Raw genomic sequence first — 15,067 nt, 5'->3', positions numbered from 1 at the left:
ATCACACGCCAAGATCCGCTCGCACCGCGCGGCCGTCGGTCCACCCCTCCAACGCCTTCGCAAGATCGGTATCGTTCGCGGGCAGGTCGACCATCAGCCGTACGAGCTGGTCGCCGCGCCCGCCGCCCTTCCGGCTGAAACCCTTGCCCTTGAGGCGCATGACCTTGCCCGAGGTCGAACCGGCTGGAATCGACAGCATCACCGGCCCGTCAACGGTCGGCACCTTGATCTTCGCGCCCCTGACCGCCTCGTTCAGCGTGACCGGCAGGTCGAGACGGATATTGTCGCCGTCGCGTTCGAAGAAGGGGTGATCCTTGACCGCGATGGTGACGATGCCGTCGCCATTGCCGCCGGGTCCCGGCTGCCCCTTGCCCGCAAGCCGCATCTGCGTGCCCGTCTCGACCCCGGCAGGCAGCTTGAGGTCGATCGTCTTGCCGTCCGACAGCGTGATCCGCTGCATGGCCAGGGTCGCGGCGTCGATGAAAGGGACCGACAGCCGATAGCCGACGTTCGCGCCCTTCGCGGGCGGCGCGCTGTGGCCGCCGAAGCCGAACGGCCCGCCGCCACCGCGGCCGCCGAACAGTCCCTCGAAAATATCTCCGAAATCGGCGCCGTCGCCGCCGAACCCGCCGAAACCGCCCTGTGGCTGGCCGCGCGGATCGCCACGAAACCCGCCGCCGCCACCGAAGCCGAAGGGCATCGCGGGGTTGCCCTCCGAATCGATTTCGCCGCGGTCGAACTGCGCGCGCTTCGTCTTGTCGGACAACAGATCATAGGCCTTGGTCACGTCGGAAAATTTTTCCGCCGCCTTCGGATTGTCCTTGTTCCGGTCGGGGTGCAGTTCCTTGGCGAGTTTGCGGTACGCGGACTTGACCTCCGCCTCGGTCGCGCTCTTCGATATGCCAAGGGTTGAATAAGGGTCTGCCATCTGTCGTCAATAGCCCGATAAGTGACCGGCCGTGAAGGCCCATTAGCGGGCGATGTGGGAACATTGCGCGAAACGGTCAAGGCCGCCGCTTTCGCTCGACCATCGCTCCGCCCCGCATTATGACGCGCGCATGACCGACGATCCCTTTGCGCTGTTCGACACCTGGTTCACGGAAGCCCGCGCGAGCGAGCCCAACGACGGCAATGCCATGGCACTGGCGACGAGCACGCCCGACGGGCGACCTTCGGTGCGGATGGTGCTGCTGAAAGGCCACGGCCCCGACGGCTTCGTCTTTTACACCAACCTCGACAGCCGCAAGGGCGGCGAACTCGCCGCGAACGCGCATGTGGCGCTGCTCTTTCACTGGAAATCGTTGCGGCGGCAGATCCGTATCGAGGGGGTGGTCACGCCGGTCGACGATGCCACCGCCGACGCCTATTTCGCCACGCGCAGCCGCGACAGCCAGCTTGGCGCCTGGGCGAGCGACCAGTCGCGCCCGCTCGATAGCCGCGCAACGTTCGAAGCCCGCTTCGCCGAGATGCAGGCGCGGTTCGCGGGGCAAGACGTGCCGCGCCCGCCGCGCTGGTCGGGATGGCGGGTCACGCCCGAACGGATCGAATTCTGGCAGGACCGCGAACATCGCCTTCACGAGCGTAACCTCTATGTCCGCAGCGGCGAAGGATGGACGAAAGGGCTTCTCTACCCATGACCGCGCTGCGTTCCTTCCCGATCACCCGCGTCGACGCCTTTGCCGACCGGCCCTTTACCGGCAATCCCGCCGCGGTGATGCCGCTCGATGAATGGCTCGGCGACGATCTGCTGCAGGCGATGGCGGCCGAGAATAATCTTGCGGAAACCGCGTTCCTCGTCCCCGACGACAGCGGCGAGGCCGATTACGAGTTGCGCTGGTTCACCCCGACGCTTGAGGTCGCGCTGTGCGGCCATGCGACGCTTGCCAGCGGGCATGTCCTGCTATCGGCGGCGCAATGGCGGAATGAAATGCGCTTCCGCACGCGCAAGGCAGGCATATTGCAGGTCACACGAAGCGGCGACGACGATGCCTATCTGATGAGGCTCCCGGCCTATCGCGCGACGGCCAGGCCGCTACCCGACGTCGCGCGCGCTATGGGCGGCGATGTCGTCGAGACGCTGTGGCACGATAGCGGCTATGCGCTGATCGTCTATCACAGCGCCGAGGAACTCCGCGCGCTGACGCCCGATCTCGCGGCGCTGAGCGAGGGCGACATCCTCTATATCGCGACCGCACCCGGTACCGGAGACCCGTCGGGCGCCGACGTCGTCAGCCGCGCCTTCGCTCCCGGCGCGGGGATTCCCGAAGATCCGGTGACCGGATCGGCGCACAGCGTACTCGCGCCCTATTGGACGACGCGCCTCGGCCGCGATCATTTCGCGGCCTACCAGGCGAGCGCGCGCGGCGGGCATGTGGGGTGCCGCCTGGTGGACGATCGGGTCGAGCTTTCGGGGCGCTGCGTGACCACGCTGGCGGGGGAGTTCCTGCTGTAGGTTCAGGCGGGAGCGTCCCGCTTTGGTGTGAGGAGCCGTAGCCGCCCCTCAATTCTCGTCATGCTGGCTCCGCGATGGCTTCGCTGTTTCAGCATCGATGGACCAAGCTCGAATTTGACGCGGTGCCGAAGGAAACGTCAGGCCAATGATCCTCAAACAAGTTCGCGATGACGATGCCATAAATGTCGTGGTCCAGCCGAAAATCACCTCTCAGGGATAGTCAGGCACCTTCGGCATCCCTGGCAGCGGAATGAACTCCTCGGTGTCGCCGGGGACGAGCGGGAATTTGCGCTCCTTCCAGTCGCGCTTGGCCTCGCTGATGCGGTCGCGCGACGAACTGACGAAATTCCACCACAGATGGCGCGGGGTCGTGAACGCCTCGCCGCCGAGAAGCATCACGCGCGCATCGCTGTCGGCGTGCAATGTCATCGCCTGCCCCGGCTTCAGGATATAGAGGCTGTAGCGGTCGAGCGCCTCGTCATCGAGACGGGCGTCGCCCATCGCGACGAGCACCGCGCGTTCGTCGGCCTCGGCCTCGATCGGCAACGAGGCCCCGGCGTTCATCAGGACGTCGGCATAGATCGTCGCGCTATGCTGCGTCGTCGGTGCCGTGACGCCCCACAGGCTGCCCATGATCACGCGTGCCGACACCTGCCCGTCCTCGACGATCGGGAGATCCTCGGCGGCGACATGCTCGAACGCCGGATCGACCTCTTCCTTGCCGTCGGGCAGCGCAAGCCAGGTCTGCATGCCCGAGATCGGCGAACCGCTGGCGCGCTCTGCCGGCGGCGTGCGCTCCGAATGGACGATCCCGCGCCCGGCGGTCATCAGGTTGCACGCGCCGGGACGGATCGTCGCATAGGTGCCGAGACTGTCGCGATGGTCGATCGCGCCCTCGAACAGATAGGTCAGCGTCGACAGGTTGATGTGCGGGTGCGGGCGCACATCCATCCCGTGCCCGATGTCGAAATGCGCCGGGCCGAACTGGTCGACGAAGATGAACGGGCCGACCATCGTCCGTTCCTTGTTCGGCAAGGTCCGCCGCACGTCGAACGCGCCGATGTCGTGGGTCGAGGGAGTGATGATTGTGACCATCAGCCAAGCCTTTCCAGCGTCTTGCGGGTCTTTCCTGTCTCGACATTGCCTGTGTTCAAGGTCGAATTGGGTTCGAGCAGCAGCACCGAGCACTCCCCGTCCAGCGCCTCGGGGCAATGTTCGACGCCGTGCGGGACGATGATGAACTCGCCGGGCTCGACGATGACGTCGCGGTCGCGCAACGCCATCTTCATGCGGCCGGCGACAACGAGGAAAAGCTCGTCTTCTTGCGTGTGGTGATGCCAGTCGAACTTGCCCTCGAGCTTGACCAGCTTGACCTGGAAATCGTTGATATCGCCCGCGACGCGCGGGTTCCAATGATCGTGGAAGCTGCCGAAGGCTTCGGCGAGATTGACCTTGTCGATTGTCACGGCGCGGGCGCCCGCAAGATTTTTTCCATTGCCTTTCCCTTCGCAAGTTCGTCGATCAGTTTGTCGAGATAGCGGATTTCGCGCATCAGGGGCTCGGCGATCTCTTCGACGCGGATGCCGCAAACGAGGCCCTTGATCTGGTCGCGGGCGACATTCAGCGCTGGCGCGTCGCCGTAAAACGCCCTGAGGTCCGCCTTCGTCGCGATCTGCACCTCCAGTTCCTTCTGACTATAACCGGTGAGCCAGCGAATGATCTCATCAACCTCGGCCTTGGTGCGTCCCTTGCGCTCTGCCTTGGCGACATAGTGCGGATAGACGCTGGCAAAGCTGTAGCCGTAGATGCGATGCTCATCCATGACCGACCGTCCTATTCTCCCGGAGCCGTCGCCCTGATCGCGAGCGCGTGGACGCGCTGGCCGGGCAGGTCGCCAAGCGCCTTGTTGACCGCACGCTGCCGCGCGACGCGGCTTTGGCCGGCGAAGCCCGCCCATTCGATCCTGAGACTGAAATGCGACTCGCCCGACCCGTCGTCGCCGGCGTGGCCATGATGATTCGCGCTATCGTTGCTGAGGGTGAATATGGCGTCGGGAAAGGCTGCGGCGAGCAGGCTTTCCATCTCTTGCTGTGCGGGGCCTTTGCTGCTCATGGGGTTGACCATAAGCCGTCCATCGCCAAATTATAAGACCTCCCGAAGGACAGGTTCCCACCCCCGTTTCCGAAAGCCCCTTGTGCCGTCTTCCGCCCGCTCCCCCCGATTCCACGGCCGCATTCCGCGCGACGCCCCCTGCGCCGTTCCCGGCTGCCGCGAAGCCGGCGAATTTCGCGCGCCGGTTTCCTCGCACCGCTCGCCCGACGGCCCTCCGCCGTACCGCTACCTCTGCCTCGACCATGTTCGCGAGTTCAACGCGGGCTATAATTTCTTCGAGGGCATGACGGCCGACCAGATCATGGCGGCCCAGTCGCCGACCGCGGGCTGGGAAACCGAAAGCCGCGCCTTCCGCCCCGCGGGCAGCGCCGATCTGCCGCCGCGATGGGCCGATTTCAAGGATCCGATGGACGCCGTCGGCGCGCGGTTTCGTCAGAGGATGCAGGAAGCGATGCCGACCGAACGCAAAGATGGGAAGTCGCTCTCGAGTGAAGACCGCAATGCGCTTGGGGTGCTGGGGCTCGACCTGGATGCCGACCGGCGTGCGTTGCGCGGCCGTTACTCCGAACTGGTCCGGCGTTATCATCCAGACCGCAACGGTGGCGACCGGAGCCGCGAAAAGGCGCTGCAGCGGGTCATCGAGGCCTATAATCATTTACGCAACGCTCCGGCTTTCCGGTGACTTGGAACGCGCCGTCGATCATCAATAATGCCGAGGCCGATCTGGCGTGGCAGTGGATTCGACCGCGCCTTTCGGGCCCGGAAGCGGACGACTGGCGCTTCGTAAGCGCGCGCAAGCGCAACGCGTTCGAGAGGCGGATGCCGTTTCCGCACATGGGCCGCGTCCGCGCCGGAATCGAAGTCCGCCGAACGCTTGGGACACGGCCCGCCGATTTTATCATCACACATGGTCCCCATCTCGCTTTCTACACGGCATCCGCGACAGGAAAGCGCGACGGCACAAGGCACTGCGCGATCTCATTCAATTTCACCGACTTGCCCGGCCCGGCTTTGCGCCGTCTGATGATCCGCGCATTTCGCGGGATCGAGCGTTTCGCCGTCTATTCGAAGATGGAGGTAGGCCTCTACTCGCGCCTGTTCGAAATCCCTGAGGAGCGTTTCGACTTTGTCCGCTGGAGCGTCGCCCCGCCCATCGAGAAGCCATGGCCACGCGTGATCGCCGAGCCCTATTTCGTGGCGTTGGGCGGCGAAGCGCGCGACTATGCAACACTTGCCGAAACCGCGCGCTCTATGCCTTCGACGCGCTTTGTCTTCGTCGTGCGTCCACACAATCTTGCCAAGCTTTCGCTGCCGGATAATGTCACCGTGCATGTCAATCTTCCCTTCAACGAGGCTTGGAGCCTCGTCTGTCATGCCGAAGCGTCCTTGGTGCCGCTCCGCACCGCCAGCACGCCGAACGGCCACGTCACGATCGTCGGTGCGATGCATCTGGGGAAGGCCCAGATCGTGACCCGGTCATCCGGCGTGACCGACTATGTGGAACATGAAAAAACGGCATTGCTCGTCCCGCCACGCGACTCGCGGGCATTTCGCCTTGCAATCGAGCGGCTGCGCGATGAACCCGCATTCGTCGAACGGCTTGGCACGAATGCGCGCGCCTTCGCACTGGCCAATTGCAACGAGCAGGTCATGATAGATTATTTTTACCGGTTGATCCGCAATAAAAATGAAGCACCGGACTGAAGACGGAACGCAAAAAGATTTGCACCGCGCGGTCGCGGCTTCTACTCAGCCCCGAAAATCGCACCATGGTACATCCTTATAGAGATTCACGATGACCGACATCCCGAACAGCCTGCCCGACCACCACGGCTCGACGCTCCTCGCGGCGCCCGATACCGAGGTCGATGCGCGCGAAATGTTCGGCGTCGATATCGACATGAAGATCCCGGCGTTCAGCGAGGCCGACGAGCGCGTCCCCGACCTCGATCCCGCCTATGTCTTCGATGGCGATACGACGCTCGCGATCCTGGCGGGGTTCAAGTTCAACCGCCGCGTCATGGTCCAGGGCTATCACGGCACCGGCAAGTCGACGCACATCGAACAGGTCGCCGCACGCCTCAAATGGCCGTGCATCCGCGTCAACCTCGATGCGCACATCAGCCGCATCGACCTTGTCGGCCGCGACGCGATCGTGCTCAAGGACGGCCAGCAGGTCACCGAATTTCGCGAAGGCCTGCTCCCCTGGGCGCTGCAGACGCCGACCGCGCTCGTCTTCGACGAATATGACGCGGGTCGTCCCGACGTGATGTTCGTGATCCAGCGCGTGCTCGAGGCCGAGGGCAAGCTGACGCTGCTCGACCAGAACCGCGTCATCCGCCCGAACCCGCATTTCCGCCTGTTCGCGACCGCCAACACCGTCGGCCTCGGCGATACCAGCGGGCTGTATCACGGGACGCAGCAGATCAACCAGGGCCAGATGGACCGCTGGAACATCGTCGTTACGTTGAACTATTTGCCCGCGGCCACCGAGAGCGCGATCATCCTCGCCAAGGTGCCGGGCACCGACGAGACGACCGTCGCCAATATGGTGAAGGTCGCGGACCTGACCCGCCAGGGCTTCATCAACGGCGATATCTCGACCGTCATGTCGCCGCGCACCGTGATCAGCTGGGCGCAGAATGCGGCGATCTTCAACAATCTCGGCTTCGCCTTCCGCCTCTCGTTCCTCAACAAGTGCGACGAGGCCGAGCGGATGATCGTTGCCGAATATTACCAGCGCGTGTTCGGCGAGGATCTGCCCGAGGGGATCGTCGGCAAGTGATGCGTCCGCGCCACCTGATGGTGGCGGCCGCCGTGCTGGCGCTACCGGGCTGCATCTCGCCGGTCGGCTACGGCAAGGTTCGTCACGCCGACTATATCGCCGATCCGCGCTGCACCGCCCAGGCGGGCGCGACCATCGATGGCGAGGCGCTTCCGCTCTTCTTCGTCACGACGCGTCTTCCCGATTGCCGGACCGACGATGTCCGCCTGCTGAGTTACCGGGGCGACCGGGCGCGCTACGGTCGTTTCGCGTCGCCGCTCCAAAGCGACGTGGGCGGCAAGACGAAGTTGCGCACGCAAATGGCGTTCCAGGACGAAGGCGACTGGTGGCGCGCGTTGCAGGCGGAGACCCACCGGCGGCAGGGGCGCGTCCTGCTCTATGTTCACGGCTATCGCGAGACGTTCGAGACCACGTCGAAGGACGCGGCGCAGATCGCGCGGATGACCGGCTTCGACGGCCCGATCGTCGAATATAGCTGGCCCTCGCAGGGCGAGGTGCTGAAATATGCGGTCGACGAAACCAACATGTATCACGACGTGCGGAATTTCCGCGATTTCCTGCGCAGCCTTGCCGACAAGCCGTGGGTGAAGGAGATCGTAATCGTCTCGCATTCGCTCGGCGCGCGGCTGGTAATCCCGGCGATCGGGGCGGCCGACCGGCTGTCGCGCCGCGCCGAACGCACGGGGAATATCTCGAACATCATCCTCGCCTCGCCCGACGTCGACCGTGAAACTTTCGAGCGCGATATCGTCGAAGAGGTACTGGCACCCGACCGCGTCGCGCTCGGGCGGCGGATCACCGTCTATACGTCGCTGAAGGACAAGGCGCTGGCGCTGTCGCGGGCGCTTCACGGCTATCCGCGGCTCGGCTCGCCCTATTGCTTCGATCCGTTCCAGGCGGCGGACCTCAAGGCGAAGGGTCTGCCCGAGCGCTGCTACCCCGCAGGGGTTCCGGGCCTGACCGTGATCGACACGACCGACGTATCGCGCGGAGCCTCGGGGCACAGCAATTTCCTGCGCAGCGCGGTCGTGTGCCGTGATTTCATCGACGTTATTGCCGACAAGCCGGCACGGCCGCAGCGTGTCGCGACGCACCTCTCGCATGTCTTTCGCCTTGTACCCGACCCCGCCGATCCCAAGCCAGACGACAATGCGGCGTGCAGCCGCACGCCCGGCGATGAAGAGGATTGAGCCGGGCGGTGCGCCTCCCTCTCTTCCTTCCATCGCAAAAGCTGGCTAGATTCGACTCGATATGGCAACCCAATCTCCCCTCGACGATCTGAAAGCCGCGCTGTCGAGCGTCGCGCGCGCGGTCACCCGCGACCCTGAGGTCGAGGTCGGTTTCACCGCCGACGCACCGGTGCAGATCGGCAAGGCGATCAAGGTGCCGACCCCGTCGCGCACCCTGCCGCGCGATCAGGTGGCCGAAGCGCGCGGTTTCGCCGACAGCTATGCGCTGCGGATGAAGCATCACAGCGACAAGATCCACAACGCCGCCCGCCCCGCCGAACCGCTCGCCGCCGCGGCGTTCGACGCGATGGAGCGCGCGCGGATCGAGGCGCTCGGCGCGCGCAACATGGCGGGGATGCGTCAAAATCTGTCTGCCTCGCTGACCATGCGGATGCGCAGCGATCCGATCAGCCGCGCACAGGCGAAGGATGATGTGCCGGTGTCGAGCGCGCTCGAACTGCTGCTGCGCGAGGCGCTGACCGGCGAGCAGGCGCCGCAGGGCACGGAGACCGGGCTGTCGCTGGTGCGCGAATGGATCACCAAGGAGGCGGGCCGCGACATCGACGCGCTGGCGATGCTGATCGACGATCAGGCCGCCTTTGCCGAGACCGCCAAGGTCGCGCTCCGTCACCTCGACCTCATCTATGGCGACGAGCCGATGGAGGAAGGAAGCGAGGACACCGGCGAAGAGGATGAATCCGAGGCCGAGGAAAGCCAGGAGGAACAGGAAAGCGAAGACGGCGGCAGCGGCGAGAGCCAGGTCGACGCGCGTGCCGAGATGGCGGGCGATCAGGCCGACGATGGCGACAGCGACCCCGACGCGCAGGAAATGGAAGCCGACGGCGAGCCCGAGATGGGCGGCGAAGGCGACGAAGGGATGCTGCCCGTGCGTCCCAACCGCCTGCCGACCGACGTTCCCGATTTCAACTACGTCCGCTTCACCGAAAAGCATGACGAGATCGTCGCCGCGACCGAACTTTGCGACGCCGATGAACTGGCGCGGCTGCGCGCCTATCTCGACCAGCAGATGACGCATCTGCAGGGTGCGGTAACCAAGCTCGCGAACCGCCTCCAGCGCCGTTTGATGGCGCAGCAGAACCGCGCCTGGGACTTCGACCAGGAGGAAGGCCAGCTCGACGCCGCCCGTCTCGCGCGCGTCGTCGTCTCGCCGGGCAGTTCGCTGTCGTACAAGATCGAGCGCGACACCGATTTCCGCGATACCGTTGTCACTTTGCTCATCGACAATTCGGGATCGATGCGCGGGCGTCCGATCAGCATCGCCGCGATCAGCGCCGACATCCTTGCCCGCACGCTCGAGCGCTGCGGCGTGAAGACCGAAATTCTCGGTTTCACAACGCGCACCTGGAAGGGCGGGCAGAGCCGCGAGGACTGGCTGGCCGCGGGACGCCCGCCGCATCCCGGCCGCCTCAACGACCTTCGCCACATCATCTACAAGCCCGCCGACGAACCCTATCGCCGCGCGCGCAAGTCGCTCGGCCTGATGATGCGCGAAGGGTTGCTCAAGGAGAATATCGACGGCGAGGCACTGATGTGGGCGCACCACCGGATCATCAACCGTCCCGAAGAACGCCGCATCCTGATGGTGATTTCCGACGGCGCGCCGGTTGACGACAGTACCTTGTCGGTGAACCACGGCGCCTATCTTGACCAGCACCTCCGCCAGGTGATCGAGTGGATCGAGAAAAAGTCGCCGGTCGAACTTTGCGCGATCGGCATCGGGCACGATGTCACGCGCTACTACAGCCGCGCCGTCACGATCATGGACGCCGAGCAACTCGGCGGTACGATGGTCGAGCAGCTCGCAGGCCTGTTCGATATCGATTGACCGGGCGACTGCCCGAAACGAGTGGCCACGGGTGGGTGACAAGCCCTTATACCCTCGTTACAAACCTTGCCCGAAGCAGCAGGGACTCGCGGGGCTTACGACGGGAACCGCTGCATCATCATTGTGCTGAAGGGTCGCCGGCACGGACTGAGGACCGCACCATAGAGGGTGCCGGCTGAGGGGGCGACTGACCGTGAAAAAAGCATCCGATCTGTTCATCGAGTGCCTGGAGGAAGAAGGCGTCGAATATATCTTCGGCGTTCCGGGCGAAGAAAATCTCGACTTTCTCGACAGCCTCTCGCGCTCCAAGAAGATCAAGCTGATCCTGACCCGCCACGAACAGGGCGCGGGCTTCATGGCCGCAACCTATGGCCGCCACACCGGCAAGACCGGCGTCTGTCTCGCGACGCTCGGTCCCGGCGCAACCAACTTCGTCACCGCCGCCGCCTATGCGCAATTGGGCGGGATGCCGATGATGATGATCACGGGCCAGAAGCCGATCAAGAAATCGAAGCAGGGCCGCTTCCAAATCCTCGACGTCGTCGCGATGATGGGGCCGATCACCAAATATACGCATCAGATGGCGTCATCGGACAATATCCCGAGCCGCGTGCGCGAAGCCTTTCGCCTCGCCGAAGAGGAAAAGCCCGGCGCGGTGCATATCGAACTGCCCGAGGATATCGCCGACGAGCATACCGACAGCCTGCCGCTCAAGCGCAGCCATTCACGCCGTCCGAACGCCGACGTGAAGTCGATCCGCGAAGCGGTGAAGGCGCTCGAAAAGGCGAAATCGCCGGTGCTGGTCATCGGTGCCGGCGCGAACCGCACGATGACCAGCCGCATGCTGCTGCAGTTCATCGAAAAGACCGGCATTCCGTTCCTCACGACCCAGCTCGGCAAGGGCGTGATCGACGAGCGCCACCCGAAATTCCTCGGCTGCGCGGCGCTGTCGGCGGGCGACTTCGTCCACCGCGCGGTCGAGGCGTCGGACTGTATCGTCAACCTGGGTCATGACGTCATCGAAAAGCCGCCCTTCTTCATGAAGCAGGGCGGCCCGACGGTGATCCATGTGTCGAGCAAGACCGCCGAGGTCGACCCGGTCTATTTCCCCGACATCGAGGTGATCGGCGACATCGCCAACGCGGTCTGGCAGATGAAGGAAGACATCGTCCCCAACGGCGGATGGAAGTTCGACCATATGCTCGCCTTCCGCAAGGCCGAGGTCGAACATACCGCGCCGCTAGCCGCCGATACGCGCTTCCCGATCTTCCCGCCGCATCTGGTGCAGTCGATCCGCGACGCGATGCCTGACGACGGGATCATCTGCCTCGACAACGGCGTGTACAAGATATGGTTCGCGCGCGGCTATACCGCTTGCAAGCCCAACACCGTGCTGCTCGACAACGCGCTCGCGACGATGGGCGCCGGCCTGCCCTCGGCGATGATGTCGGCGATGGTCTATCCCGACCGCAAGGTCATGGCGATCTGCGGCGACGGCGGCTTCATGATGAACAGCCAGGAGATGGAGACCGCGGTGCGCCTCGGCCTCAACCTGACGGTGCTGATCCTCAACGACAGTTCCTACGGCATGATCCGGTGGAAACAGGCGAACATGGGTTTCAAGGATTGGGGCCTGACCTATGGCAACCCCGATTTCGTCAAATATGCCGAAAGCTATGGCGCCCACGGTCACCGCGTCGAGAGCGCGGCGCATCTGAAAGAACTGCTCGCGCACACGCGCGACACGCCGGGCGTGCATCTGATCGACTGCCCGGTCGACTATTCGGAGAACGACCAAATTCTCAACATCGACATCAAGAAGCTGTCGAAGGAGCTTTAAGCTTTCAGCCCCTCCCGCTTGCGGGAGGGGCTGCGAAGACTTGCGAGCTTGCTCGCTAGTCGCAGCGGGGTGGGCATCGCACCCTGCTGACCCACCCCCAACCCCTCCCGCAAGCGGGAGGCGGGAGAAGCTGAATGAAACTCAAGGACGTCTATCCGCTCTACCTCAACAACAAGGCGGTGCAGCCGAACACCGACCTTGCGGTGATCGACAAGTTTACCGGCGAGGTCGCGTTCCGTACCGCGCTCGCGACCCCGGACGTGATCGACGAAGCGATCGCGGGTGCCGTCCGCGCCGTCGAGCCGATGGCGCGGCTCGCGAGCTTCGAGAAGCAGGACGTGCTTAATCACTGCGTCGTCCGCTTCAAGGAGCGCTACGACGAACTCGCCTATGCGCTGTGCGTCGAGGCCGGCAAGCCGATCGCCGATGCTGAAGGCGAGGTCACGCGCCTGATCGACACCTTCCGCATCGCCGCCGAGGAAGCGACGCGCAACTATGGCGAGATCCAGCCGCTCGATATCTCGCCGCGCGCCAAGGGCTATATGGGCATGTGGAAGCGCGTGCCGATCGGGCCGTGCAGTTTCATCTCGCCCTTCAATTTCCCGCTGAACCTCGCCGCGCACAAGATTGCGCCGGCAATCGCGGTCGGTTGTCCCTTCGTGATGAAGCCCGCCTCGATGACCCCGCTCGGCGCGATCATCATGGGCGAGGTGCTTGCCGAATGTGATGTCCTGCCCGAGGGCGCGTTCAGCATCCTGCCCGCGAGCCGCGACGGTGCCGACCTGTTCACGACCGACGAACGACTGAAACTGCTGAGCTTCACCGGTTCGCCAGGCGTCGGTTGGGATCTCAAGGCCAAGGCGGGCAAGAAGAAGGTCGTGCTTGAGCTCGGCGGGAATGCCGCGGTGATCGTCGACAAGGACGCCGACCTCGACCATGCGCTCGCGCGGATCATCTTCGGCGGCTATTATCAGTCGGGGCAAAGCTGCATCCATGTCCAGCGCACGATCATCCACGAGGACATCTACGACCGCTTCCGCGACATGCTGACCGCGAAGGTCAAGACGCTGAAATCGGGCGATCCGAAGCGGCGCGATACCTTCATCGGACCGATGATCTCGGCGAAGGAAGCGCTGCGCCTGAAGGGCTGGATCGACGCCGCGGTGGCGGCGGGCGCGACCTTGCTCGCGGGCGGCGGATGCGAGGGCAACATGCTCGAGGCAACGCTGCTGGAGAATGTCCCCGAGGACACCGACGTCGTGCGCGAGGAAGCCTTCGGCCCCGTGGTCGTCCTGTCGAAATTCGCGCAGTGGGAGGATGCCCTTGCCGAGGTCAACGACAGCAAGTTCGGCCTGCAGGCGGGAATTTTCACGCGCGATATCCATAAGATACTCGAGGCGTGGGACCATCTCGACGTCGGCGGGATCGTCGTCAACGACGTCTCCTCCTACCGCGTCGACAACATGCCCTATGGCGGGGTGAAGGATTCGGGGCTCGGCCGCGAGGGCGTGCGGTTCGCGATCGAGGATATGAGCGAAATCAGGAATTTGGTGATCCGGCGAACCTGATTGGCACAGATTCTTTTGGTCATATGTCGCGATTATGTAGTTTACAAACCCAACCGATGAGGCTATAGAATGTGCATCAACGGAGCACATCACCATGTCGGTTCTTTCTTCCCCCTACTTCCACGATGAAGCCAAGGCTTTCGAGCATCTGGAAAGCATCGTTTGGGCTGACGGAGTTGTCTGCCCGCATTGCGGTGTCGTGGGTGGCCGGGTCTATGACCTGTCGGGCGTTCGCGGCAAGCCGACCCTGAAAACGCCGGAAGGCGCGCTCCGTCACGGTCTGAAAAAGTGCGGCGAGTGCCGCAAGCAGTTCACCGTTAAGGTGGGCACCGTGTTCGAACATGCCCGTATGCCGCTGCACAAGATGCTACAGGCGGTTCACCTGATCGCGTCGAGCAAGAAGGGCATTTCGGCCCACCAGCTTGGTCGCATCCTTGAGGTCCAGTATAAGACCGCTTGGTTCCTCGCCCATCGTATCCGCGAAGCCATGCGTTCGGGCGACCTTGCTGCCCCGTTCGGTTCGGGCGGTGGCGCTGTGGAGGTCGATGAGACCTATTTCGGCACCAAGGAAGGCCGTCGCGGCGCGAAGGCTGGCACGGCCCACAAGTTCGGCGTTCTGGCGCTGGTGGACCGCGAAACCGGCACCATGCGCTCGTTCACGTTCGACAAGTTCCGCGCCGACGAGGTTCACCCGATCGTTCTCAACAACATTGCCCGCGAAGCCCGCCTTATGACGGACGAAGCGAAGATGTATAAGAAGATTGGCCGCGAGTTTGCCGAGCATGGCACGACGCTTCACGGCGCCCGCCAGTATGTCGATTACAAGGACCGCACGATCCACACGAACACGGTCGAAGGCGCGTTCTCGATCTTCAAGCGCGGCATGAAGGGCGTCTATCAGCATTGCGGCGAGCAGCATCTGCACCGCTATCTGGCTGAGTTCGAGTTCCGCTATAACACTCGTCAGGCGAACGGCATTGATGATCGAGGCCGAGCTCGGCAAGCGGTGTGCGGGATCGTTGGGAAACGTCTCACCTACCGGCGGATTGACGGCGAAGCGCTCGCCTAGAGTCGAGAAAACGACTCAACCTCAACAGCTTAGCTTTAAGTTCATGGAATCACAGGAAGAATCTTGATTTCTTTATCCTTTCTGGATAATATGATCGTCGGTGGTGGGCCAGATGTCGGGTCGTCGGTTTCATTCCAGCGGCAATCACTGACACGCCTGATATGAA

15 protein-coding genes are annotated in these 15,067 nt (G+C 63.8%); 10 read left to right on the top strand and 5 right to left on the bottom strand.

Features of this window, described 5'->3' with window-relative positions; all coding sequences use genetic code 11:
- Position 1: 1 nt before the first annotated feature.
- Entirely contained in the window at positions 2-928 is a 927-nt protein-coding gene (locus QOL68_RS14310; protein ID WP_282949798.1) for a DnaJ C-terminal domain-containing protein, read from the bottom strand.
- Between the two features lie 130 nt (positions 929-1,058).
- Between QOL68_RS14310 and pdxH the strand changes: the two genes are divergently transcribed.
- Together pdxH and QOL68_RS14300 are read left to right on the top strand one after the other, a co-directional pair.
- On the top strand, positions 1,059-1,637 hold the full coding sequence (gene pdxH, locus QOL68_RS14305) for a pyridoxamine 5'-phosphate oxidase (RefSeq protein WP_282949799.1): 579 nt from the start codon (positions 1,059-1,061) through the stop codon (positions 1,635-1,637).
- Positions 1,634-2,452: a PhzF family phenazine biosynthesis protein gene (locus QOL68_RS14300; RefSeq protein WP_282949800.1), complete on the top strand. Its 819-nt coding sequence runs from the start codon at positions 1,634-1,636 to the stop codon at positions 2,450-2,452. Before pdxH ends, QOL68_RS14300 begins: the two co-directional genes overlap by 4 nt.
- A gap of 210 nt (positions 2,453-2,662) precedes the next feature.
- Here QOL68_RS14300 and QOL68_RS14295 read toward each other — a convergent pair whose 3' ends face one another.
- Genes QOL68_RS14295 through QOL68_RS14280 form a run of 4 tightly spaced genes read right to left on the bottom strand, consistent with a single transcriptional unit; the run spans position 2,663 to position 4,534 of the window.
- Complete coding sequence (locus QOL68_RS14295) at positions 2,663-3,547, bottom strand: pirin family protein (protein WP_282949801.1); 885 nt, start codon at positions 3,545-3,547, stop codon at positions 2,663-2,665.
- The gene (locus QOL68_RS14290) at positions 3,547-3,918 is read right to left on the bottom strand and encodes a cupin domain-containing protein (RefSeq protein ID WP_197410149.1); all 372 of its coding nucleotides are present in this window, start codon (positions 3,916-3,918) and stop codon (positions 3,547-3,549) included. The genes QOL68_RS14295 and QOL68_RS14290 overlap by 1 nt, the downstream gene beginning before the upstream one ends.
- Positions 3,915-4,274, bottom strand: coding sequence for a DUF2200 domain-containing protein (locus QOL68_RS14285; protein ID WP_058455393.1), 360 nt, complete (start codon positions 4,272-4,274; stop codon positions 3,915-3,917). The genes QOL68_RS14290 and QOL68_RS14285 overlap by 4 nt, the downstream gene beginning before the upstream one ends.
- 11 nt (positions 4,275-4,285) lie before the next feature.
- Positions 4,286-4,534, bottom strand: a complete 249-nt coding sequence (locus QOL68_RS14280; protein ID WP_058455525.1) for a BolA family protein — start codon at positions 4,532-4,534, stop codon at positions 4,286-4,288.
- Between the two features lie 112 nt (positions 4,535-4,646).
- Between QOL68_RS14280 and QOL68_RS14275 the strand changes: the two genes are divergently transcribed.
- The 8 genes from QOL68_RS14275 to QOL68_RS14240 all read left to right on the top strand — a co-directional run bounded on the left by QOL68_RS14275 (position 4,647) and on the right by QOL68_RS14240 (position 14,901).
- Positions 4,647-5,246 carry a J domain-containing protein gene (locus tag QOL68_RS14275; RefSeq protein WP_282949802.1) on the top strand — a complete coding sequence of 200 codons (600 nt, stop codon included), beginning with the start codon at positions 4,647-4,649 and terminating at the stop codon, positions 5,244-5,246.
- A 152-nt stretch (positions 5,247-5,398) separates the two neighbouring features.
- On the top strand, positions 5,399-6,268 hold the full coding sequence (locus QOL68_RS14270) for a glycosyltransferase family 4 protein (RefSeq protein ID WP_282949803.1): 870 nt from the start codon (positions 5,399-5,401) through the stop codon (positions 6,266-6,268).
- A 91-nt stretch (positions 6,269-6,359) separates the two neighbouring features.
- A complete protein-coding gene (gene cobS / locus QOL68_RS14265) occupies positions 6,360-7,349 on the top strand; it encodes a cobaltochelatase subunit CobS (RefSeq protein WP_282949804.1) in 990 nt (329 codons plus the stop codon).
- Positions 7,349-8,539, top strand: coding sequence for an alpha/beta hydrolase (locus QOL68_RS14260; protein WP_282949805.1), 1,191 nt, complete (start codon positions 7,349-7,351; stop codon positions 8,537-8,539). Before cobS ends, QOL68_RS14260 begins: the two co-directional genes overlap by 1 nt.
- A 61-nt stretch (positions 8,540-8,600) precedes the next feature.
- Positions 8,601-10,424, top strand: coding sequence for a cobaltochelatase subunit CobT (cobT, locus tag QOL68_RS14255; RefSeq protein WP_282949806.1), 1,824 nt, complete (start codon positions 8,601-8,603; stop codon positions 10,422-10,424).
- A 193-nt stretch (positions 10,425-10,617) separates the two neighbouring features.
- The gene (locus QOL68_RS14250) at positions 10,618-12,264 is read left to right on the top strand and encodes an acetolactate synthase large subunit (RefSeq protein WP_282949807.1); all 1,647 of its coding nucleotides are present in this window, start codon (positions 10,618-10,620) and stop codon (positions 12,262-12,264) included.
- A gap of 134 nt (positions 12,265-12,398) precedes the next feature.
- Positions 12,399-13,832, top strand: a complete 1,434-nt coding sequence (locus QOL68_RS14245; RefSeq protein ID WP_282949808.1) for an aldehyde dehydrogenase family protein — start codon at positions 12,399-12,401, stop codon at positions 13,830-13,832.
- 94 nt (positions 13,833-13,926) lie between these two features.
- Positions 13,927-14,901, top strand: coding sequence for an IS1595 family transposase (locus QOL68_RS14240; protein ID WP_282949809.1), 975 nt, complete (start codon positions 13,927-13,929; stop codon positions 14,899-14,901).
- Positions 14,902-15,067: the final 166 nt, after the last annotated feature.

This window comes from Sphingopyxis sp. Geo25 (assembly GCF_949769135.1).
Classification (GTDB): domain Bacteria; phylum Pseudomonadota; class Alphaproteobacteria; order Sphingomonadales; family Sphingomonadaceae; genus Sphingopyxis.
This window is presented reverse-complemented; position numbering and strand designations above follow the sequence as displayed.

Excerpts from the sequence above, each read along its gene's own strand:
- QOL68_RS14270 (WP_282949803.1), top strand. The coding sequence starts at position 5,399 with ATGGGCCGCGTCCGCGCCGGAATCGAAGTCCGCCGAACGCTTGGGACA.
- QOL68_RS14295 (WP_282949801.1), bottom strand. The coding sequence starts at position 3,547 with ATGGTCACAATCATCACTCCCTCGACCCACGACATCGGCGCGTTCGAC.
- QOL68_RS14245 (WP_282949808.1), top strand. The coding sequence starts at position 12,399 with ATGAAACTCAAGGACGTCTATCCGCTCTACCTCAACAACAAGGCGGTG.
- QOL68_RS14280 (WP_058455525.1), bottom strand. The coding sequence starts at position 4,534 with ATGGAAAGCCTGCTCGCCGCAGCCTTTCCCGACGCCATATTCACCCTC.
- QOL68_RS14285 (WP_058455393.1), bottom strand. The coding sequence starts at position 4,274 with ATGGATGAGCATCGCATCTACGGCTACAGCTTTGCCAGCGTCTATCCG.
- QOL68_RS14310 (WP_282949798.1), bottom strand. The coding sequence starts at position 928 with ATGGCAGACCCTTATTCAACCCTTGGCATATCGAAGAGCGCGACCGAG.
- QOL68_RS14260 (WP_282949805.1), top strand. The coding sequence starts at position 7,349 with ATGCGTCCGCGCCACCTGATGGTGGCGGCCGCCGTGCTGGCGCTACCG.
- QOL68_RS14240 (WP_282949809.1), top strand. The coding sequence starts at position 13,927 with ATGTCGGTTCTTTCTTCCCCCTACTTCCACGATGAAGCCAAGGCTTTC.
- cobT (WP_282949806.1), top strand. The coding sequence starts at position 8,601 with ATGGCAACCCAATCTCCCCTCGACGATCTGAAAGCCGCGCTGTCGAGC.
- QOL68_RS14300 (WP_282949800.1), top strand. The coding sequence starts at position 1,634 with ATGACCGCGCTGCGTTCCTTCCCGATCACCCGCGTCGACGCCTTTGCC.
- pdxH (WP_282949799.1), top strand. The coding sequence starts at position 1,059 with ATGACCGACGATCCCTTTGCGCTGTTCGACACCTGGTTCACGGAAGCC.
- cobS (WP_282949804.1), top strand. The coding sequence starts at position 6,360 with ATGACCGACATCCCGAACAGCCTGCCCGACCACCACGGCTCGACGCTC.